Source organism: Polaromonas sp. P1_F9 (genome assembly GCF_056405615.1).
In genome coordinates, this window is the sequence record NZ_JBFUBT010000001.1 from 721,753 (window position 1) to 741,856 (window position 20,104).

The 20,104-nt window shown below is 61.9% G+C and carries 22 protein-coding genes; 11 read left to right on the forward strand and 11 right to left on the reverse strand.

What is annotated here, in order from left to right:
- Position 1: 1 nt before the first annotated feature.
- A complete protein-coding gene (locus AC1DYR_RS03365; RefSeq protein ID WP_477703830.1) occupies positions 2-886 on the forward strand; it encodes a DMT family transporter in 885 nt (294 codons plus the stop codon).
- Positions 887-1,028: 142 nt separating this feature from the next.
- Here AC1DYR_RS03365 and aroC read toward each other — a convergent pair whose 3' ends face one another.
- The 3 genes from aroC to AC1DYR_RS03380 all read right to left on the reverse strand — a co-directional run bounded on the left by aroC (position 1,029) and on the right by AC1DYR_RS03380 (position 3,323).
- Complete coding sequence (gene aroC / locus AC1DYR_RS03370) at positions 1,029-2,126, reverse strand: chorismate synthase (protein WP_477703831.1); 1,098 nt, start codon at positions 2,124-2,126, stop codon at positions 1,029-1,031.
- Positions 2,127-2,239: 113 nt separating this feature from the next.
- Positions 2,240-2,842 carry a hypothetical protein gene (locus AC1DYR_RS03375; protein ID WP_477703832.1) on the reverse strand — a complete coding sequence of 201 codons (603 nt, stop codon included), beginning with the start codon at positions 2,840-2,842 and terminating at the stop codon, positions 2,240-2,242.
- Between the two features lie 34 nt (positions 2,843-2,876).
- Complete coding sequence (locus AC1DYR_RS03380; protein ID WP_477703833.1) at positions 2,877-3,323, reverse strand: hypothetical protein; 447 nt, start codon at positions 3,321-3,323, stop codon at positions 2,877-2,879.
- A 304-nt stretch (positions 3,324-3,627) separates the two neighbouring features.
- On the opposite strand from AC1DYR_RS03380, the gene AC1DYR_RS03385 reads away from it, so the two are divergent.
- Positions 3,628-4,050 (forward strand): cupin domain-containing protein, encoded by a 423-nt coding sequence (locus AC1DYR_RS03385; RefSeq protein ID WP_092130677.1) that lies wholly within the window; start codon positions 3,628-3,630, stop codon positions 4,048-4,050.
- 310 nt (positions 4,051-4,360) lie between these two features.
- Here the strand turns inward: AC1DYR_RS03385 and AC1DYR_RS03390 are convergent, their stop codons facing one another.
- A complete protein-coding gene (locus tag AC1DYR_RS03390) occupies positions 4,361-5,017 on the reverse strand; it encodes a glutathione S-transferase (RefSeq protein ID WP_477703834.1) in 657 nt (218 codons plus the stop codon).
- Positions 5,018-5,188: 171 nt separating this feature from the next.
- Here AC1DYR_RS03390 and AC1DYR_RS03395 point away from each other — a divergent pair, with 171 nt between their 5' ends.
- Positions 5,189-6,409, forward strand: coding sequence for a polyhydroxyalkanoate depolymerase (locus AC1DYR_RS03395; RefSeq protein ID WP_477667907.1), 1,221 nt, complete (start codon positions 5,189-5,191; stop codon positions 6,407-6,409).
- A gap of 314 nt (positions 6,410-6,723) precedes the next feature.
- Here the strand turns inward: AC1DYR_RS03395 and AC1DYR_RS03400 are convergent, their stop codons facing one another.
- Both AC1DYR_RS03400 and AC1DYR_RS03405 read right to left on the reverse strand, forming a co-directional pair.
- Positions 6,724-7,926 carry an MFS transporter gene (locus tag AC1DYR_RS03400; RefSeq protein WP_477703835.1) on the reverse strand — a complete coding sequence of 401 codons (1,203 nt, stop codon included), beginning with the start codon at positions 7,924-7,926 and terminating at the stop codon, positions 6,724-6,726.
- Positions 7,927-8,067: 141 nt separating this feature from the next.
- Positions 8,068-8,523 (reverse strand): CBS domain-containing protein, encoded by a 456-nt coding sequence (locus AC1DYR_RS03405; protein ID WP_477703836.1) that lies wholly within the window; start codon positions 8,521-8,523, stop codon positions 8,068-8,070.
- A gap of 171 nt (positions 8,524-8,694) precedes the next feature.
- Between AC1DYR_RS03405 and AC1DYR_RS03410 the strand changes: the two genes are divergently transcribed.
- Genes AC1DYR_RS03410 through AC1DYR_RS03420 form a run of 3 tightly spaced genes read left to right on the forward strand, consistent with a single transcriptional unit; the run spans position 8,695 to position 12,107 of the window.
- Positions 8,695-10,008 carry an O-acetylhomoserine aminocarboxypropyltransferase gene (locus AC1DYR_RS03410; protein ID WP_477703837.1) on the forward strand — a complete coding sequence of 438 codons (1,314 nt, stop codon included), beginning with the start codon at positions 8,695-8,697 and terminating at the stop codon, positions 10,006-10,008.
- Positions 10,009-10,011: 3 nt separating this feature from the next.
- Entirely contained in the window at positions 10,012-10,818 is an 807-nt protein-coding gene (locus AC1DYR_RS03415; RefSeq protein ID WP_477703838.1) for an alpha/beta fold hydrolase, read from the forward strand.
- Positions 10,815-12,107, forward strand: a complete 1,293-nt coding sequence (locus AC1DYR_RS03420) for a cytochrome P450 (protein ID WP_477703839.1) — start codon at positions 10,815-10,817, stop codon at positions 12,105-12,107. The genes AC1DYR_RS03415 and AC1DYR_RS03420 overlap by 4 nt, the downstream gene beginning before the upstream one ends.
- Here AC1DYR_RS03420 and AC1DYR_RS03425 read toward each other — a convergent pair.
- Positions 12,100-12,480: a thioredoxin family protein gene (locus AC1DYR_RS03425; RefSeq protein ID WP_477703840.1), complete on the reverse strand. Its 381-nt coding sequence runs from the start codon at positions 12,478-12,480 to the stop codon at positions 12,100-12,102. The genes AC1DYR_RS03420 and AC1DYR_RS03425 overlap by 8 nt on opposite strands.
- A gap of 162 nt (positions 12,481-12,642) precedes the next feature.
- Between AC1DYR_RS03425 and AC1DYR_RS03430 the strand changes: the two genes are divergently transcribed.
- Positions 12,643-13,011 carry an Mpo1-like protein gene (locus AC1DYR_RS03430; protein WP_477703841.1) on the forward strand — a complete coding sequence of 123 codons (369 nt, stop codon included), beginning with the start codon at positions 12,643-12,645 and terminating at the stop codon, positions 13,009-13,011.
- Between the two features lie 63 nt (positions 13,012-13,074).
- Here the strand turns inward: AC1DYR_RS03430 and AC1DYR_RS03435 are convergent, their stop codons facing one another.
- The 4 genes from AC1DYR_RS03435 to AC1DYR_RS03450 form a co-directional block, all read right to left on the reverse strand.
- Complete coding sequence (locus AC1DYR_RS03435; protein ID WP_477646262.1) at positions 13,075-13,305, reverse strand: hypothetical protein; 231 nt, start codon at positions 13,303-13,305, stop codon at positions 13,075-13,077.
- Positions 13,302-13,490, reverse strand: coding sequence for a DUF3606 domain-containing protein (locus tag AC1DYR_RS03440; protein WP_477703842.1), 189 nt, complete (start codon positions 13,488-13,490; stop codon positions 13,302-13,304). The genes AC1DYR_RS03435 and AC1DYR_RS03440 overlap by 4 nt, the downstream gene beginning before the upstream one ends.
- Positions 13,491-13,828: 338 nt before the next feature.
- The gene (locus AC1DYR_RS03445) at positions 13,829-14,065 is read right to left on the reverse strand and encodes a hypothetical protein (protein ID WP_457280089.1); all 237 of its coding nucleotides are present in this window, start codon (positions 14,063-14,065) and stop codon (positions 13,829-13,831) included.
- Positions 14,066-14,210: 145 nt separating this feature from the next.
- Complete coding sequence (locus AC1DYR_RS03450) at positions 14,211-15,425, reverse strand: YihY family inner membrane protein (RefSeq protein ID WP_457280088.1); 1,215 nt, start codon at positions 15,423-15,425, stop codon at positions 14,211-14,213.
- Positions 15,426-15,483: 58 nt separating this feature from the next.
- On the opposite strand from AC1DYR_RS03450, the gene AC1DYR_RS03455 reads away from it, so the two are divergent.
- The 4 genes from AC1DYR_RS03455 (at position 15,484) to AC1DYR_RS03470 (ending at position 20,103) form a co-directional block, all read left to right on the forward strand.
- Positions 15,484-15,876 carry a DUF2069 domain-containing protein gene (locus AC1DYR_RS03455; protein ID WP_457280087.1) on the forward strand — a complete coding sequence of 131 codons (393 nt, stop codon included), beginning with the start codon at positions 15,484-15,486 and terminating at the stop codon, positions 15,874-15,876.
- A gap of 16 nt (positions 15,877-15,892) precedes the next feature.
- A complete protein-coding gene (locus AC1DYR_RS03460) occupies positions 15,893-17,314 on the forward strand; it encodes an FAD-binding oxidoreductase (RefSeq protein ID WP_477703843.1) in 1,422 nt (473 codons plus the stop codon).
- A gap of 72 nt (positions 17,315-17,386) precedes the next feature.
- A complete protein-coding gene (locus AC1DYR_RS03465; protein WP_477703844.1) occupies positions 17,387-18,217 on the forward strand; it encodes a thymidylate synthase in 831 nt (276 codons plus the stop codon).
- The gene (locus AC1DYR_RS03470; RefSeq protein ID WP_477703845.1) at positions 18,214-20,103 is read left to right on the forward strand and encodes a M48 family metallopeptidase; all 1,890 of its coding nucleotides are present in this window, start codon (positions 18,214-18,216) and stop codon (positions 20,101-20,103) included. Before AC1DYR_RS03465 ends, AC1DYR_RS03470 begins: the two co-directional genes overlap by 4 nt.
- Position 20,104 lies beyond the last annotated feature (1 nt).

Here is a 20,104-nt window from a genome sequence, read left to right on the forward strand (position 1 = left end):
GATGCAAACCCGACACTTCCTCCAGCTCATCGCGATGTCCGCCCTCTGGGGCGCATCATTTCCCCTGCTGCGTATCGCCAGCCCTGCCCTGGGGCCGTGGGTGGTAGCAGCCACCCGCTGCGTCATGGCTGCGATCGTGCTGGGCCTGCTGATGAGCAGGCTGCGCGGCCAATGGCCGCCGCGCGAGGCGTGGCCCCGGCTGGCGCTGCTGAGCATGCTGTCGGTGGTGGTTCCCTTTGTGCTGTACAACTGGGCCGCGCTGGTCATCCCGTCGGGCTATTCGGCGGTGCTCAATGCCACGGTGCCGCTCTTCGGCGTGATGGCCGCCGCGCTGGCCGGCGAGGAAAAACTCACCCGCATCCGCTTGCTCGGCTGCGCGGTCGGCTTTGCCGGCGTCGCGCTGCTGGTGCAACTGGGGCCCGTCGCCGTCACGCCCCGGGTCGTGCTGGCGGCGTTGGCCTGCGTCGCCGCGTCGGCCAGCTACGGCTTCGGCGCCATCCTCATGAAACGCGCCACCATGGCCTATTCGCCGCTGCCCTCGTCAGCGGTGGTGCATGTGGCCGCGGCCCTGATCCTGCTCATACCGGGCGGAATCGCCGCACCCTCGGCGGTCCTGACGCCGGGCGCCGTGGCTGCCGTTACGGTGCTGGGCACGTTTACTTCCGGGTTTATGTACTGGATCAGCATGCGGCTGATGCGCGAGATTCCGGCCAGCGCCACCACGTCGGCGGCCTTCATGATTCCGCTGTTCGGCGTGACCTGGGGCGGGGTGTTTCTGGGGGAACCTGTGACGATCAGCATGTTGCCCGGTTGCATCCTGGTGTTATCGGCCACCGCGCTGATCACGGGCTTTAACCCGTTTCGGGCCGCGCCACCTGAGCCATAAAGCTTAAGGCACGCACCGGCGCGAAGTCGTAAAGAAATCGTGGCGAGCGGCCCGAGCAGCCCGAGGTCGTGTCGAGGACCGGAGCCGTACACCCACCCGTACGGTGAGGACCGCAGATGCGAGATCGGGCCGCGCAGTAAATTTATTTGCGGCTTCGCATGATGTTGGGCGTAGCGACCACCACATCCGCATTCTGCGCACGCTGGCGCAGCGCATGCTCCATCACCACCAGGGCCAGCATGGCCTCGGCAATCGGTGTGGCGCGAATGCCGACACAAGGGTCGTGCCGGCCCTTCGTCACCACCTCGGCGGGGTTGCCCGCGGTGTCGATCGACTGGCGCGGCGTGATGATCGAGCTCGTCGGCTTGATCGCGATGGACACCTCCAGGTCTTGCCCCGTGCTGATGCCACCCAGCACACCGCCGGCGTTGTTCGACTGAAAGCCCTCTGGCGACAGACCGTCGCCGTGCGTGGTGCCGCGCTGCGTCACGCTGGCAAAGCCGGCGCCGATTTCAACGCCCTTGACGGCGTTGATGCCCATCATGGCGAAAGCAATGTCGGCATCCAGCTTGTCAAACAGCGGATCACCCAGGCCCACCGGCACGTTCGACGCCGTGACACGAATGCGCGCACCGCAGGAGTCGCCGGCCTTGCGCAGCGCGTCCATGTAGTCTTCCAGTTTCGAGACGTCGGCGACCGGCGCGAAGAACGGGTTGCCCGGCACGTGTTCCCACGATTCAAACGGAATCGCGATGTCGCCGATCTGCGTCATGCAGCCGCGAAACGTGGTGCCATATTTTTCAGCCAGCCACTTCTTGGCCACCGCGCCGGCGGCCACCATTGGCGCCGTCAGGCGGGCGGAGGCACGGCCACCGCCACGCGGGTCGCGCCGGCCGTATTTGTGCAGGTAGGTGTAGTCAGCATGCCCTGGGCGGAAGGTTTCCAGGATGTTGCCGTAGTCCTTGCTGCGCTGGTCGGTGTTCCTGATCAGGAGGCAGATGGGGGTGCCCGTGGTCTTGCCCTCGTACACGCCGGAGAGGATCTCGACAGCGTCGGGCTCATTGCGCTGGGTCACATGCCGGCTGGTGCCGGGCCGGCGGCGGTCAAGGTCGCCCTGGATGTCGGCCTCACTCAAGTCCATGCCGGGCGGGCAGCCGTCAATCACGCAGCCAATGGCCGGGCCGTGGGATTCACCGAAGTTGGTGACTGCGAATAGGGTTCCGAAGGTATTTCCGCTCATGGGGGGATTATCCCAGAGGGGGCCAAGGGATCACGGACAGCCTGATTCAGCCCCGCCGTTGCCAAGCCCGGACAAACCCGGAGCGTGGGTAGCGCTGGTTTCTCGTGGTCATGTCAGACCCATGCCGAAGGGGCCGGCACTTTCGGCAAGAAGGTAACAGCGGAAAAGTCGCTGCGCCAGAACATTGCCGATGTTATTGGAGCTCCCCAGGATTCAACGTAAGCAAGCACATCGCCCCGCTGCAATCGTTTCCGCTTTAATCGCAACTGATACTTTTCCAGGTTTTCGAAGGACAAAGGATCTCCCTTTTGATAGAAGTCCCAACCCGGGTTGTCACTCATAACGCGTACAAAACGCAACAAAGCGCCTTGGGAATAAGCCGAGAACTCATTGAGCGCGTCCTTCTTGCAATCATCAGCCGTACTTCGAACGGAAATTACATCAAAGCGAAACGTCGACTGCGCATAGGCTGGCACGTAACCATCTCCCGCAGACAGGTGAGGCATAAAAACCGTTAGCCCAGGTGCGTTAGCCGGTGACCACAGAATGAGCGGCGGTGCGTCTTTGTCTTCCGCGTACGGCTGTTCGGGCAAGACAAACGGGGTTGGGCTGCCATGAACCCGCATTGGCGGATAGCGATCAAACGCCTGTACAACCTCGGCCACCGGTGCCTTGATCACAGACAGATTGAAGAATGGTCGATCCAGTACAGACATGATGCGAACGTTTGGTTGCTTGCCGGCACTGCGACTACGCGAACTCTCCGTGGCGCAGCGCAACTTCGCCCTGCAGAAGAACACGTAATGTGAACTTGAGCGGGAAAACCTGAGACTCTTTCATGCGCAGCGCGGCCGCAACCGCCTTGCGTTCCTTTTTTACTTGCGGGTACTCGGCCGAGGGAACGAAGATGTGGCCGTTTTCATGCAGCAGCACCCCATGCCCAAACTCGAGATCGCCAGCCGTGGTCACGCCAACAAAGCCGGTGAACGTTTGACCCGAGGGAGCAAGGAAATCAGCAGCAACGGACAGGGCGTAAAGGTCTGGCCCCACCATCTTCGCCGGATAAGGACGAACCCAGGTTTCGTCCTGCTCTTCATCCTCTTCCTCGTCGCTTGCGAACTCCCAGATGGGAAAAGCGATGAGGTCCTCTGGCTTGAGTTGGTCAATCGGCTTTCGGGTCTTCAGCGATGGGGGCATGGACAGTGTCTTCCAAGGTGAACGTGTCAACAAAGCCGAACAAGCCCGGCATTCGCTTAAAGCAAGGGTCAGGCTTCTGCTCCCACTTGAGGAAACGGATGAGCTTGAGCCACATGTCAGACGCCTTTGACCCGTATGGGTGTGGTTTAGGCGTTCCTGAACTATAGCTTTGCAAAGGCCCCTCTTTGTCGCCCTGGCTGTGCAGCCAGCGGTGTAGCCCACGCCACACACACTCTGGAACACTTCATGCTTGCTGCACCGCACCAATCCCGAATTGGATGTCTTGATTGAACAGGAGCACCCCATGCTGGACCGCACCGCGACCAAGTTTTCCCACGTCAAGCCTGGCGACACGCAGTTTGTCTCCGGTGGCTTGCGCGATTTTTTCCTGTACCGTGACCTCGGCATTGCCGACGCGACCAACGGCAAAGTCATCGCGCACCTTGTGAAGGCCAATATGGCACCAGAAACAGGCACGGGATGGCACCGTCATGAGGCAGATTTCCAGATCGTCATCATGACCAAGGGCTGGGCCCGCTTTATGTATGAAGACAAGGAAACCCTGGTCGAGGCCGGCGACGTGGTGCACCAGCGCCCGGGCATCAAGCATTTCCTGTTCGACTACTCACCCGACATGGAATACCTGGAAATCGTCGGGCCGGCGGACTTCAAGTCGATAGACGTCGACCCGGTCTGCGAGATCCCGCCTCCCACCCCCTGGAAATAGCGCCCCCACGGTCGCTCACTTCGTGTAGCTCCCGAGGCCTTGCAGGCCGCGGCTCGCGAGACGCTTCGCCTCTGTCACCCTTCCAAGCCTGCGCAGGCAGGCTTGAAGCCGTGGGCTCCAGCCCCTCCGGGGCCGCCCGCCTGCGGTCTGGCAAAGCCAGTCCCGCGGCTCATGCTGGCTTGAAGATTTCAGGGCGTATGTAGCGGGGGTATTTCACCAGCGGGGGCCGCGGGTCCGGCTTCGCCGGCCCCMGGCGCCGCCCCCTGCAAGGGGGGAACAGGCTACACGCAGTGAGCCTGGACGGGGGTGTTCAAAATTCTGCATCCAACTCATCAATGTCATCCGGCTCCTTCCGAGCCTCAGCCACCCACTCCTTCATCGCCGGCAACTCCATGATGCGCTTGCAATACGCGGTGCAAGCCTTGTCCAGCGGCACGTCGTAAGTGAGAAACCGGGTGACCACCGGCGCATACATGGCGTCGGCCACCGACAACTGCTTGCCGAACAGGTAGGGGCCGCCATAGGTGGCCAGGCATTCCTTCCAGATCTCCAGCACGCGGTCAATGTCGGCCTGCGCGCGGGACCAGACCTTGAAGTTCGAGAAATGGGCCTTGATGTTCATCGGCAGCGCAGCGCGCATGGAGGCAAAGCCTGAATGCATTTCGCCGCACACCGCCCGGCAATGCGCCCGCACCTTGATGTCCGCGGGCAGCAACTGGGCTTTAGGCTTGATTTCATTGAGGTATTCGGCAATCGCCAGGGTGTCCCACACCTTGACGTTGCCGTGCTGCAGCGACGGCACCAGCATGCTGGACGAGAGCAGCAGCATTTCGGCCTTCATCGCCGGGTCATCCGGTGAGATCACCTTTTCAGTGAATTCCAGCCCCGCGAACTTCGCCAGCAGCCAGCCGCGCAGGGCCCACGCTCCGTAGTTCTTGCTGCTGATCGTCAGGATGGCTTTGGCCATGCACATGCTCCTTGAACCGGAAAGGCCCTGCTGGCTAGCAGGATGGATGCATGAACTCCCGCAAGGCTTATGCCAGCCTGCGCCTTTTTCGATGCCGACTGGCCCGTAACTTGCCTGCATGGACTGGCAGAGACAAAGAGACAACGAATTCCGATTCATGTCAGGACAACCATGCTTTACCAGGCCTACCAAACCCAGTCCGACCTGCTGTCGCCGTTTCGCCTGTTCGCCCAAGGCGGTAGCGCGGCATTCTGGCTGGGTAAAACCGAAGGCAGCCTGCTGCGCAAGATTTCGGCGTCCATGGAGGTGTTTTCACGCCTGCGGCTGACGCATACCCGGCCGGCCTACGGCATCAGTTCAGTGAAGGTGGGCGAGCGCGAACTTGCCGTGACGGAAGAAACCGTTTTGTCCATGCCCTTTGGCACCCTGCTGCGCTTTCGCAAGGAAACACCCGCAGGCCTGCCCTTTCAGCCGCCGGTGCTGCTGGTAGCGCCGCTGTCGGGTCACTTTGCCACGCTGCTGCGCGAAACCGTGCGCACCCTGCTGCAAGACCACGATGTGTACATCACCGACTGGCACAACGCGCGCGATGTGTCCCTAAGGCACGGCCCATTTGCGCTGGACGACTACATCGACCACATGATCCGCTTCACCCAGGCCATTGGCCCGGGCACCCATGTGGTGGCGGTTTGCCAGCCTTGCGTGGCGGCACTGGCGGCCACCGCCATCATGGCTGAAGACGACGACCCGGCCCAGCCACGCAGCCTGACCCTGATGGCCGGCCCGGTGGACTGCCGCGTGAACCCCACCGGCGTCAACACCCTGGCCACCAGCCAGCCGATTGAGTGGTTCGAGAAAAACCTGATCAGCCATGTGCCGCTTCCGCACGCCGGCTACATGCGCCGCGTGTATCCAGGTTTTGTACAGCTCAGCGCTTTTCTGAGCATGAACCTGGACCGACACAAAAAATCCTTCCAGGACATGTACCAGCACCTGGTGGACGGCGATGTGGAAAAGGCCAACATCATCCGTGTGTTTTATGACGAGTACCTTGCCGTGAACGATTTACCAGCCGAGTTCTATCTCGAAACGGTCGAAAAAGTCTTCCAGACCTACGACTTGCCGCTCGGCAAGCTCAGCTATCGCGGCCGTCTCGTCAAACCTGCTGCCATTCGCCGCACGGCACTCATGACGGTTGAGGGGGAACGCGACGACATCTGCGCCGTAGGGCAAACGGTTGCGGCGCAGGATCTGTGCACCGGCATCCGGCCCTACATGAAAACCCACCATGTGCAGACCGGCGTGGGGCACTATGGGGTGTTCAGCGGGCGCAAGTGGAACCAGCAGATTTATCCGCGGGTTCGGGAGATGATTCACTCGAGCATGGGCTGAAATTCATACAAAATCGGCCTCCAGGCCAATGGAATCGGGCGCAAGCAGCTCCTGAATTAATGGCGGAGGCTACGCGTGCAAGCCGCCATCTACAAGAGGAGGCTTCATCTCACTATCGTCACCTGGCTTTTGTCGTCCTGATTTTTAAAGTCAACGGGCGTCAGGAGGACGGCCTCTGACGGTCGGACGTGAGGCGAAGTGTGAGCCCACCAGCTCTCTGGCAGCATCGAGAAACCGAGCAAAACACCGGAAACAGCCAGAAGTGAAAGTGCCATGCGCACGACTTCTCGCTTGCGAAGCGTATGAACTGCAATCTATTCACCTCGTCCCATCCATGCCACCAAAATCCCAATCAAGCCCATCGCACCCACCAATCCCAAAATCACCCCGCGCCCCTCCATCACCCCTGCAAACACCCCCACCAGCATGCCCGCCAGCGGCTGCGACAAATTGTTGAGCATCACGATCACGCCAGTAGTCTTGCCCAGGTCGCGCGGTGGAATGATCTTCTGGCGCAGGCTGCGGATGTAGACGTTGAACATCTTGTCGAAGCCGATCACCAGCAAGAAACCGGCGATGTACACCCAGAAGTTGCCAGCCAGCCCCGTCAGCAAGCCGCCGGCCAACATCACGCTGTATGACACCAGGCCCAGGGTGCGCAAGGGCAGCACGGTGCGGGCGATGAACAGCAGGATGATGACGGTGGCAATGGCGCCGGCCGTTTGCAGCAACGCGTAGTCGCTCGCCGTGCGCTGCAGCAGCCCGGTCACCATCGCGGCCGAGGTGGCGAGCGTCACACCGATAACCAGGTTCACGCCGGCCGCCAGCGCAATCACTTTTTTCAGGCCCGGCAGGTGCAGCACCTGCAAAAACGCGGTGCGGATGGGCAGCAGCCAATGGTCCGGAGCAGATTCGGGCGCGGCCAGCTCAACCGGGTTCTTCCGGTGCCACAAGGTCACGGCGCCATCGGCCAGCAAAAAAAGCGCCGCGGTGGCCGCCACCACTGCGGGCCACGGCATCCAGCGCAGCAACAGCGACGCCAGCACGGGGCCCAGCACCATGCCGAGCTGGTCGGCAATCTGCGCATGGGCCAGCACTTTTTCAAAGCGGTGCTGCCTGAATATCTGCGGCAGCATGACCTCGCGGGCCATCAGGCCCTGCGTGGTCAACACACCGCAGACCGCGGACAGGGCAATCAGCCAGCCGATGCCGCCCAGCCACTGAAAAGCGGCCGCCCCGCCGATGCACACGAGCGCGCGGTAGAGCTGGCTGATGCGTAAAAGCTTGAGGGGTGAAACCCGGTCGCACAGCGCGCCGCACACGGGAAAAGCCAGGAAGCGGGGAAGCGTCTCTACCGTGAAAGCGATACCGGACCAGGCCACGCTGCCCGTGATTTCGAAAACCACCAGAGGAACCAGGAACAGCAGTATCTGGTCGGCAAGCCTGGAAAGGAAGAGGGAGCTATAAAACAGCTGGCCGTTGGCGTTGTTGGCGTTGTCGCGCACCCCTGCTCCCATCGCCTTGCTCCGCAAAGCAGGCCAGATACCTTGCGTATCTGGCTATTATTTTGATAGCGCCTTGCGCTCTTCCTGATTGGGCTGATTGGGCTGGCGGCATCTTTTATGCAAAGAACACCATCAGGCCCATACCCCTTGTGTTCAGCTGCGGTCGGCGCCGTCTTCTTCCGGCCAGTCGCGGATGTAGGCCTTGAGCATCTTGTTTTCGAAGTTCTGGCTGTCCACCACGGCCTTGGCGACGTCGTAGAGGCTGATGACGCCCATCATGACTTTCTGGTTCATCACCGGCATGTAACGCGCGTGGCGTTCCAGCATCATGCGGCGGACTTCGTCGAGTTCGGTCTCCGACGTGCAGGTGAGCGGGTGGTCGTCCATGGCGGTACGTACCAGGGTCGTTCCGATCTCGCCGCCGTTTTTGACGATGCAGACAATCACTTCGCGAAATGTCAGCATGCCGACCAGGTCACCGTGCTCCATGACGACCAGTGAGCCGATGTCTTTTTCGGCCATGATCTGGGCCGCCTTGGCAAGGGGTTCGTCAGGCTGGACGGTGTAAAGCGTGTTGCCCTTCACGCGCAGTATGTCTAGAACCTTCATGGCCATCTCCTCGGTTGTGCTGCTTGCCGGCCCTCATTGTCCCACCACAGCGCGGCAACAGGGAATTCAGTTTAAATATAGCCCACAATCAAACGGCAGGTTGCAAGAATCTGTTCGGGCTCCTGCGATTGCCCGGCGCACCGCCACTTTTTTCTGACTGGAGACAAACCCATGCCCGGTTATTCAGACCCCGGCTTTGACACCCTGGCGTTGCACGCCGGCGCCGCGCCCGACCCGACCACCGGCGCGCGTGCCGTGCCGATTCACCTGACGACTTCTTTCGTCTTCGAATCCAGCGACCACGCGGCCAGCCTGTTCAACCTCGAACGTGCGGGCCACGTCTACTCGCGCATCAGCAACCCGACCAATGCGGTGCTGGAGCAACGCGTGTCGGCTCTGGAAGGCGGCATAGGCGCGATTGCCACGTCCAGCGGGCAGGCGGCATTGCACCTGGCGATTGCCACCTTGATGGGCGCCGGCTCGCACATCGTCGCCAGCACCGCGCTTTACGGCGGCAGCCAGAACCTGCTGCACTACACCTTGCGCCGTTTCGGCATTGACACCACCTTCGTCAAGCCCGGCGACCTGGATGGCTGGCGCGCCGCCGTACGGCCCAACACCAAACTTTTCTTCGGGGAAACCGTGGGCAACCCGGGCCTCGATGTGCTGGACATCGAAGCGGTGTCGAGCATTGCCCATGATGCCGGCGTGCCTCTGCTGGTGGACTCCACCCTCACCTCACCCTGGCTCATCAAGCCCTTTGACCACGGCGCCGACCTGGTCTACCACTCGGCCACCAAGTTCCTGAGCGGCCACGGCACGGTGATCGGCGGCGTGGTGGTGGACGGCGGCAGTTTCGACTGGGAAAAGTCCGGCAAATTTGCCGAGTTGACCGAGGCCTACGAAGGCTTTCACAACATGGTGTTCAGCGAGGAAAGCACCGTAGGCGCCTTCCTGCTGCGCGCGCGGCGTGAGGGCCTGCGTGACTTCGGCGCCTGCATGAGCCCGCATACGGCATGGCTGATTTTGCAGGGCATTGAAACCCTGCCACTGCGCATGGCGCGGCACATGGGCAACACGGAAAAAGTGGTGCAGTTTCTTGCCAGCCACCCGCTGGTGTCGCGCGTGGGCCACCCCATGCTCGAGTCGCACCCCAGCCACACACTGGCCAAAAAGCTGCTGCCGCGCGGCGCCGGCTCGGTGTTCAGCTTTGACATCAAGGGCAACCGCGAACAGGGCAAGGCCTTCATCGAGGCGCTGAAAGTCTTCAGCCACCTGGCCAACGTGGGCGACTGCCGCAGCCTGGTGATCCACCCGGCCAGCACCACGCATTTCCGCATGAGCGACGAAGCGCTGGCGGCCGGCGGCATCACACAAGGCACGATCCGCCTGTCGATTGGCCTGGAAGACCCGGACGACTTGCTGGACGACCTCAAGCGCGCACTCAAGGCGGCAGAAAAAGCCGGCGTGAAAGCGGGGGCCTGAAGCATGTACTTCGACGTCAACGGCCATAAAACTTATTGCTACACCGGCGGCAAACCTTTTGATGCCGCCAAACCCACTGTCGTGTTTATCCACGGCGTGCTCAACGACCACAGCATCTGGATACTGCAGACCCGCTACTTCGCGCACCACGGCTTCAACGTGCTGGCACCGGACTTGCCGGGCCACTGTAAAAGCGAAGGCGAGCCGCCGCAATCGGTCGAAGAGGCTGCCGGTTTCATCATCGCGTTGCTCGATGCGGCCGGCGTCAAAACCGCCGCGCTGGTGGGCCACAGCTTCGGCTCCCTCACGACGCTGCACGCCGCGTCCATCGCGCCGCAAAGGGTGACACACCTGGCGCTGCTGGGAACCGCCGCACCGATGAAGGTGTCGCCCGCGCTACTGGACAACGCACTGAACCAGCCCATGAAGGCCATCGACATGGTCAACACCTTCTCGCATTCCATGCTGGCGCCGCCGCCCTCGTCGCTGGGCCCGGGCACCTGGCTGTATGGGGGGTCGAAGGCGCTCATGAAACGGGTGCTGGCCAGCAATACAAAAGTCAACCTGTTCCACCGCGGCTTCAAGGCCTGCGACGACTACACCGGCGGCGAAGCGGCCATCGAAAAAGTACAGTGCCCGGTGCTGTTCATCCTGGGCAGGAACGATTCCATGACCTTGCCCAAAATGGCGGCGCCGCTGCAGGCCAAAGCCAAAAATGCCAGGACGGTGATGCTGCAGGCAGGCCACCAGATGATGACCGAAGCACCCGAAGGGGTTTTGTTTGCGCTGAAGGATTTCATCAAGCCATGAGCGTGCCGACGGCCACGCCGGCGATGACGCAGCAGCGTGCGCGGGAAATCGCCGCCAGCTTCGACCTGCGCGCCTTGCCGCCGGATTTTTACGCCAACCCCTATCCGGTGTATGCCCTGCTGCGCGAAACCGAGCCTGTCAGGCGCATGCCGGACGGCTCCTGGTTCTTCACGCGTTATGCCGACCTGGTGGCGGTGTACCGCGACGCGCTGACCTTCAGTTCGGACAAGAAAGTGGAGTTCGAGCCCAAATACGGAGCGGCCTCGGCCCTGTTTGAACACCACACCACCAGCCTGGTGTTCAACGACCCGCCGCTTCACACGCGCGTTCGCAAACTCATCATGGGCGCTCTCACGCGGCGCGCCATTGCTGATATGGAGCCCGGGCTCATCACGCTGGTCGATAGCCTGCTGGACGCGATCGGCAGCCGGGGCGGCGGTGATTTGATTGAAGATTTCGCTTCAGCGATCCCGGTGGAGATCATCGGCAACCTGCTGGGCGTGCCGCATGCCGACCGGGCGCCACTGCGCGGTTGGTCACTGGCCATACTCGGCGCGCTGGAGCCCAAATTGACGCCCGAACAGAAAGCCCTGGGCAATGGCAGCGTGCGGGACTTCACTGGCTACCTCAAGGACCTGGTGGCCGACCGGCGCAAACACCCTGGCGACCCGGAACACGATGTGCTGACACGGCTGATCGGCGAAGAAGTGTCGGGTGAAAGGCTCAGCGAAACCGAGCTGCTGCAAAACTGCGTGTTCATCCTCAACGCCGGCCATGAAACCACGACCAACCTCATCGGCAACGCGCTGGTGCTGCTGCAAGAGTGGCCGCAAGCGAAGCAGCATTTGCTATCAAAATCAGAGCTGCTCGCGCAAGCAAATAAAGGGCTGCAGGCCGATTTGACTGTTGAAATCGATGAATTTCTGCGTTTTGAGCCATCCAACCAGCTGGGCAACCGTCGTGCGCTCAAGGCCTGCCAGGTGGGCGGTGTGGACTTGCCCGAAGGCGCGTTACTGACGCTGTGCATTGGCGCGGCAAACCGCGACCCGGCGCAGTTTCCTCATCCCGAGCAGCTGGACCTGGCACGCCAGGACAACCGCCACCTGGCCTTCGGCTTCGGCATTCACCAGTGCGCCGGGCTCAGCCTGGCGCGGCTTGAAGGCCGCATTGCCATTGGCCGCTTTCTGCAACGCTTTCCGCACTACCGCCTGACCGCCAGCCCCACACGCGGCGGCCGTGCGCGCTTCAGGGGTTTTCTGAAGGCACCGTTTTCAACGACGGCTACCTGACCTGGCGTTGCGCGCCCGCAAGATGCTGCGGCGCCGTTTCCAGGGCCCGCAACAGCGCCTGCGTGGATGGCAAATGAGGCACGGCCCTGATGTCGGTCTGCTCCATCGAGTCCAGCAGGCGGGAAAGGGTTTGCGCATGCGGTGTCAGGGGGCCCAGAAAACGCGTGCCGCCCGCATCGGCAATCAGCAGCGTGGGAAAGGTCTCCACTTCCAGGTCTCCGACCAGCTCGGCTTCGTCTTCAATGTCCAGCCAGACAAACCGGCTTTCCGGATAACGCAAGGCCATTTCCGAGAAGACGACGCCGTAGTCGCGGCAAAGGCCGCACCAGTCCGCGCAGAGGCAAATCACCCATCGTGCGGGGGACGTCGTCACAGGCAATTCACCATGGGGAGTTTCTGGAAGCAGATCGGTCGGCATGCAGGTGGGAGCGCGCGGAAAGGGTGTGACGAGGGCTGGGCGGCCATGGATTGACTATTATGGCCAGCGTCGCAAAATGAGGCGCACCACCGGATATCCGGCGCAGGAGACAAACCCATGAATGCTATCAGCCCCGATGCGGCGGAAACCGGCGCCACGGCACCCGTTGATCCCCGCAGCTTTGCGTCTTTCGCGGATTTTTACCCCTTCTACCTGGGCGAGCATCGCAACGCGACCTGCCGCCGCCTGCACTTTGCAGGCTCAAGCCTCACTCTGCTTTGCCTGGCGGCGCTGCTGGTGACCCGCAATCCGTGGTGGCTGCTGGCCGGCCTGCTGTGCGGCTACGGCTTTGCATGGATCGGGCATTTCGGATTCGAGAAGAACCGGCCCGCCTCGTTCAAGCGGCCACTCTACAGCTTCATGGGAGACTGGGTCATGTACCGCGACATGTGGCTCCAGGCCTTGCGGCTAATCAAAGGCACCTGAGCCCGTTTCCATGCGTGGCCTTAGCCTCCCACAACGGGCTCTAACGGACCTTATCGGGCTTTATCAGGAGTCCAGCGACTGCAAGGGGCTGGTTTTTAACGCCTTCAGGCATGCCGCACCGGCCTGCAGGGCCGCTTCATGTGTGGGATACGGGTGGTCGGAGCCTTCAATGCGCAGGTCCGCCATGTGCTCTTGGGCTGACAGCTGCGTGACCACCCAGTAAAAAAGACCGGCTGACGGCTCCTTCACCCGCACCGCGAGCGGCCCGGGCGCATCGGGAACGGCGGCACTCATAAAGACCGCCCGAGTTCATTGCTCACGTCTTTGGCGGCTGGGCCTACTTCCGCCACGGCAACGCGCAGTTCAAGCTCACTGCAATCGAGTGCGCTGACCCAATATTTCAGGGAGGCCTCCTCGTTGATGTTGATGGGCTCGTTTTTCAGGGCCGGGTCGGCGATCAGGTTCGATGGTGATGTCACGGTTTTCTCCAGCTTGGTTGTCAATTGAGGGGATTGCAACAGACGAAGAGAATCGTCGCGTAAGCATAAAGGCGGTCTTGTAAGAATTTCTCCCGCACGCCTGAAGGCCTAACGGGCGAAAATTTGTGCGGTGCAGCATAAAAATTCTTACAAGGCTTACGTCCCCCGAACGGCTTTTGCAGGATGAGGCAATCAGGCTTGAAAACGGGCTCAAACCTGCCTCCTGGCACGCATTTGGGCTGAAGCGGAGTCTTGCCAAATCGCAAGGAGGCCACGTCAGGAGGGCAAAACGACGCGGGTATGCGCTTGACCCGCCGCGAAGGCGCGACGCAAAAAAATTAAAGGCCGGACTCGCCGTCTACCCGGATGCCCAACTGCTTGACCTTGACGCGCTGCTCCACGGCCTGACTCCACATTTCGAAGTCTTTATTGGTGGGCGCCGGGCCCTTGCCGGTCTGGTAGGCCCACATTTTCGCCGTCAGCTCTTCGTAGATCTGTCGGGCTTCCTGGTGCGCCTGCCGTTCATGGGCAATGGCGCCGTCCAATTTTTCCCTGGCTGGTGTTTTTGATGGCATTGTCAGTGCGTGAAAAAATCAAAAATCAGATTTTGTTACAACACGCCGGCAGGCACAAATATCCCCAAACAGCGACTGGTTTTTAGTCCGGATGGACTAGCCCCGAAACCTGCTGTGCGGGGATTGGCGGGTCGGAGTTGGCGGTTTACAGCGCGTCGCGCAGCCGTATGGCCGGCCACCGGGCCTTTTCCCAGAGGCCCTGGACCGCTTCGGCTTTGTCCAGCAGAAGTTGCTGTATCAGCGGCTCCAGCGGCGTGGCGTCGGGATCGGCCAGCAGCAGGTAACGGGCTTCTACCTCGCCCTCGGCTTCATTGAGCTGGCCTACCCAGTCCAGGGCAACCAGTGTTTCCAGTACCGGCTCCAGCTGCAGCCCGTCCACCTGAAGCAGCTCGGCCAGCTGCGAAGCGCTGACGCCCTTGCGCGGGGTAGCCAGTGCCCGGTGCAACTGCTGGAGCACTTCAATGGCCAGCTGGAAATGCCAGCCATGCGCGCTGCCGCGACGGGCCACTCCGGCCAGGAGACTGGGCAGGTACGCGGCAATCACAGCGCCCATCAGCACGATGACCCAGGACACATAAATCCATACAAGGAGGATGGGCAAGGTAGCGAACGCGCCATACACCAGCGAATAGGTCGGCACGGCGCCCAGATACAGGCTCAGCACGCGTTTGGCCACCTCGATGCCCGCAGCCACAAACAGGCCCCCTACCCAGGCATGCGACCACTTCACGTAGGTATTGGGCACATAGCGGTACATCGCCGCCATGCCCCCCGCCACCAGGAAAAACTGCAGAACGCTGAGCAGAAAACGCAGGCTGACGGGCAAAGCGCCCACCAGGCCGCCCGAGGCCGACAGCACATAAGAAGTGACCGCCAGGCTGGCCGCCAGCAGCAGCGGCCCCAAGGTAATGGCAGCCCAATAAATGAGCACACGCTGCGTCAGTGGCCGCGCCTTTTTGACGCGCCAGATACCGTTGAGCGTTCGGTCAATGGTCAGGATGAGCGCGATGGCCGTGACCAGAAGCACGGCCAGGCCCGCGATGCCCAGCTTATTGGCCTGGCGGCTGAATTGCGTCAGGTAACCCAGCACCTGGCGGGCGATGTTGTCGGGGATCAGGCTCTGAATCAGCCAGGCCTGCAGGGCGCCCTGCAACTTCGAGAACATCGGGAAGGCCGTAAAGATGGCCAGCGCCACCGTAAAAAACGGCACCAGCGCGATCGAGGTGGTGAAGGTCAGGCTGCTGGCGGTCAGGCCCATGTGGTCTTCCCGGAAACGGTCACGCAGCGTGAGCGCTGTGCCACGCCATGGAAAGCGCGACAGGTCGCTCAAGAGGTCCTCGAGATATTGCTGAAATTTCATCCCCGGTATCATGCCACTGACCTTGAACCTGTTGACGGTCCAGCGGGTTCCCATGACCATGAACAAAACAACGCAAATTGACATCACCCGCCGGCTCGCGCTGGCCAGCCTGCTGGGCCTTATCGTGCTGGGCCTGGCCTGGGAAATGTGGCTGGCGCCCATACGCCCGGGCGGCTCATTACTGGCGCTCAAAGTGCTGCCGCTGTGCATCCCGCTGGCCGGCATCATGAAAAACCGCATGTACACCTACCGCTGGGTCAGCCTGCTGGTGTGGCTTTATTTCACCGAAGGCGTGGTGCGGGCCTGGAGCGACCGCGCCCCCGGCAACTACCTGGCCTTCATCGAGGTACTGCTGTGCCTCACGCTGTTTGTCGCCTGCGCGATGCATGTGCGGGTGCGGCTGAAAAACGCCTCCACCGCTTCCAGCGCCTCAAATCCATCAACCCCTTAACCTGAAGCCGAACATCGTGAGCACACACACCCAACTGATTGAGTCCCTGCGCCAGATCGTCGGCGCACCCAATGTCCTGATTGATGGCGACCTGACGCCCTGGGTACAGGACTGGCGCAGGCGCGAAACCGGCAAGGCCCTGGCCGTGGTGCGTCCTGGCTCCACGCCTGAAGTCGCGGCCGTGGTGAAAGCCTGCGCCGCAGCACGCGTGAGCATCGTGCCGCAAGGCGGCAATACCGGCATGGTGGTAGGGTCGACACCCGACGACACCGGCACGCAGGTCGTGCTCAGCCTGACACGCATGAACAAGGTGCGCACGCTGGACGCCGGCAACCTGACCATCACGGTCGATGCCGGCTGCGTGCTGCAAAACCTGCAGGAAGCCTGCGAAAAAGCCGGTTTCCTGTTTCCCCTGAGTCTGGCCTCGGAGGGAAGCTGCACCATTGGCGGCAACCTCGGCACCAACGCCGGCGGCACCCAGGTTGTGCGCTACGGCAACACGCGCGACCTCTGCCTGGGGCTTGAAGTCGTCAACGCGCAGGGCGAGATCTGGGATGGGCTGTCGGGCCTGCGCAAGGACAACACCGGCTACGACCTGCGCCACCTGTTCATCGGCAGCGAAGGCACGCTGGGCGTGATCACCGGCGCCATCATGAAGCTGTATCCCATGCCCAAATCCCAGCTCACCGCCTTTGCGGCCGTGCCGTCGCTTGAGGCCGCCGTACAGCTGCTGGGCCTGGCGCATGAGCACCTGGGCTCCGGCCTGACCGGTTTCGAAGTCATGGGCCAGTTCGCACTGGGCCTGGTGGCCAGGCACTTCCCGCAACAGCGCGTGCCTTTCTGGCAGGAGCACGCCTGGTGCGTGGTTCTGGAGAACTCGGACAACGAATCCGAAGCCCATGCGCGTGAATGCTTCGAGCGACTCCTGGAAGCCGCCATGGAGGCCGGCTGCGTTGCCGACGCCGTGGTCGCCGAGAGCATGGCGCAAGCCCATGCGCTGTGGCACATCCGTGAAAGCATCCCGATGGCGCAGGCCGAAGAGGGCCTGAACATCAAGCACGACATCTCGATCAATGTGTCGCGCATTCCCGAGTTCGTGACTGAAACCAATGCGCTGCTGCTGGAGCGTTTTCCGGGTGCGCGCATGGTCGTCTATGGCCATTTGGGCGACGGCAACCTGCACTACAACGTGCAGGCGCCGGAGAATGAAGACCAGGCGCGTTTCCTGAACGAGCAGGAGACGCCAATGAATGCCCTGGTCTACGAAGCGGTGGACCGCTACCGGGGCTCGATCTCGGCCGAGCACGGCGTCGGCAGCCTCAAGGTCAACACGCTGCCCAAGCACAAATCACCCGTGGCACTGGACATGATGCGCGCCATCAAACAGGGCCTGGACCCTCATAACCTGATGAACCCGGGACGGGTGCTAAAGGCATAATTGAAGTCTTGGCCGCCCGCCGCCATGACGCGCCCCCGGCACCCCCTCTGACCTCTAGCCGACTGGTTTTTAATGACCCGCCCTATCCGCTCCCAATACGAAGATTTCATGCGCCATGTGGACACCCACGGCGCCTTCAAGGCCGACCGCACCGGCACCGGTACGAAAAGCGTCTTTGGCTACCAGATGCGGTTTGACCTCAACGAAGGTTTTCCGCTGGTGACCACGAAGAAGGTCCACCTCAAGTCCATCGTGCATGAGTTGCTGTGGTTTCTGCAGGGCTCGAGCGACAACAACTGGCTAAAGGCGCGCGGCGTCTCCATCTGGGACGAATGGGCGCGTGAAGACGGTGACCTGGGCCCGGTTTATGGCGTGCAATGGCGCAGCTGGCCCACGCCCGATGGCGGCCACATCGACCAGATCAGCGAAGTCATCAAGACGCTGAAAACGAATCCTGATTCGCGCCGCATCATCGTGAGCGCCTGGAACGTGGCGGACCTTTCGAAGATGGCGTTGATGCCCTGTCACGCGTTCTTCCAGTTTTACGTGGCGCCATCTGAAGTCCAGGGTCAGCCCGGCAAACTGAGCTGCCAGCTCTACCAGCGCAGCGCCGACATTTTCCTGGGCGTGCCTTTCAACATCGCCAGCTACGCCCTGCTCACCCACATGGTGGCGCAGCAGTGTGGCCTGGGTGTGGGCGATTTCATCTGGACCGGTGGCGACTGCCACATCTACAGCAACCACCACGAGCAGGTGGCATTGCAACTGAGCCGCAAGCCTTTTGCCTACCCCACGCTGCAGATCAAACGCAAACCCGAATCGATCTTCGACTACCAGTTTGAAGATTTTGAGTTTCTCGAGTATCAGCATCACGACGCCATCAAGGCGCCGGTAGCGGTGTGACATTCGTGCAGGCCGGCGCTCCATCCGCAGCGTCGGCTTCCACATTCAATTCGCGGCAACGGTTTTCACTCACACTGCTGGCTCTGGCCTCGGAGCTGATCTTTGTGACGGTGGTCATCTTGCCGATCGCGCCCTTCGTGATGCTTCAGGCCGCCATTTGGGGACCCGGTTTTGCCGCGGTGTTTGGCTTCGCGGCCTTTCTCTTCCTGTGGTGGCTGGTCCAGCCCTCGCCCGGCACGGTTGGCCGGCACACCATTGGCCGTGAAGATGCACCCGCACTCTTTGAGATGGTGGACGGCTTGTGCACCGGCGCCGCGGCGCCGCGCATCCACCGCATCGTGCTGGACAACGAACTGAACGCGGCGGCTTATCAAACCGGCGGTTTCCTGTCGTTGTTTGGCAGCCGCCGCACTCTCATACTGGGTGTCCCCTTGCTGAAGATGCTGAACAAGGACGAAGTGAAAGCCGTCATCGCGCACGAGCTGGGGCACTTTTCCCGCAACCACGGGCGTCTGGGTCACTGGATCTACAGGGTGCGGGCCAAATGGGACCACTACCTTCACATGCAAGGCAACGACAGCTTCGTGGATGGGGGGCTGAAGGCCATCGCGTCCTGGTTTGTTCCCTACTTTGTCTCGCGATCATCCAGCTGGTCCCGTCAGTGTGAATTCGAGGCCGACGCCGTCGCAGCGCGGACTTCCTCAGCGCGCCACCTCACCGACGCTCTTGCCAGGCTGGAATTTATTTCTTTTCTTCTGGCCCGGAAACTGCCCACACAACTGAGCAGCCTGCGCATGCAATCGACGCAAGCGCCCGGCAACTTCTGGGGGCTGACATCCGATCTTGTCGAGGCCCATGGCAGCTTCATGCCGCAGGCGCTCGCGGAGGGAGCCAGCCGCCCACGGCGTGCGCAAGACACCCACCCGCCGCTGCATGAACGTGCGGCGGCGCTGGGCCTGCAGGTCGAGTCGCCTCCGCTTGAAACCTCGCCCTGTGCTGGAGACATGCTTCTGGGCAAAGAGTGGACCCGGTTCCTGACGGCCTGCAATGAGGATTGGCAGAAAAACACGCAGGCCAACTGGCGATTCGACCACCTACGGATGCGGTGGCTGGTGGCCGGTGGGGTGCATGTGCTCTTCTCCGAACAAACGCCCGCCCAGACCGAACTGGCGACGGCGATTGTGCAAGAGCAGTTGCAGAGCGACGACTCAAGCCTGGCCCTGCTGTCTGCAGCGGCAGCCCGCCATCCCGAAATGGCCATGGCCCGGTTCTACTTCGGCCTGGCGTTGCTCGAAAGAGGCGACAACGCCGGCGTCGAGGAATTGCGGCAATCGATCCGGCTGGACAAACGCATCGCCCTCGGGGCGCAGAACGTTATTTGCGGCTATCTCGCATCGCACGGCGACCCGAAGGCCGCACGTGAAGCCGTCATACGCCGCCGCTACACGCACAGGAGGCTGACGCCGCTGTACGAGCAGTTGTGGGAGGCCCTTCTGTGCCGCCCTGTACGCGCCATCGCACCCGGTGCGGTGCCGCTTCTGGCGGAGGTGCTGGCGGGTGAACCACTGACCGACGGCTGCTGGGCGGTGCAGCTGGACCTGCCCGACGCGGCGAACCTTTCCCACACCGTGAATATCCTCGTGGTGCGGATTGACCATGAGCAAGCCCATAAAACCGGCCTTGGCGAAGACGATCTTCGCGCGCGCTACCAGAACTACCTTCAGGCCGTCACACCGCCCGACCAGCTGGCGATGGTGAACACGGTCTATACCTCCGAGGCGCTCAATCCACGCCTGCTCAAGCAACTGCAGGCCGTTCCCGGCAGCGTCGTCATCGCGCCGGCCAGGCCCCTGAATCTGGATATCATCCGGATTGATTCCATCTGAA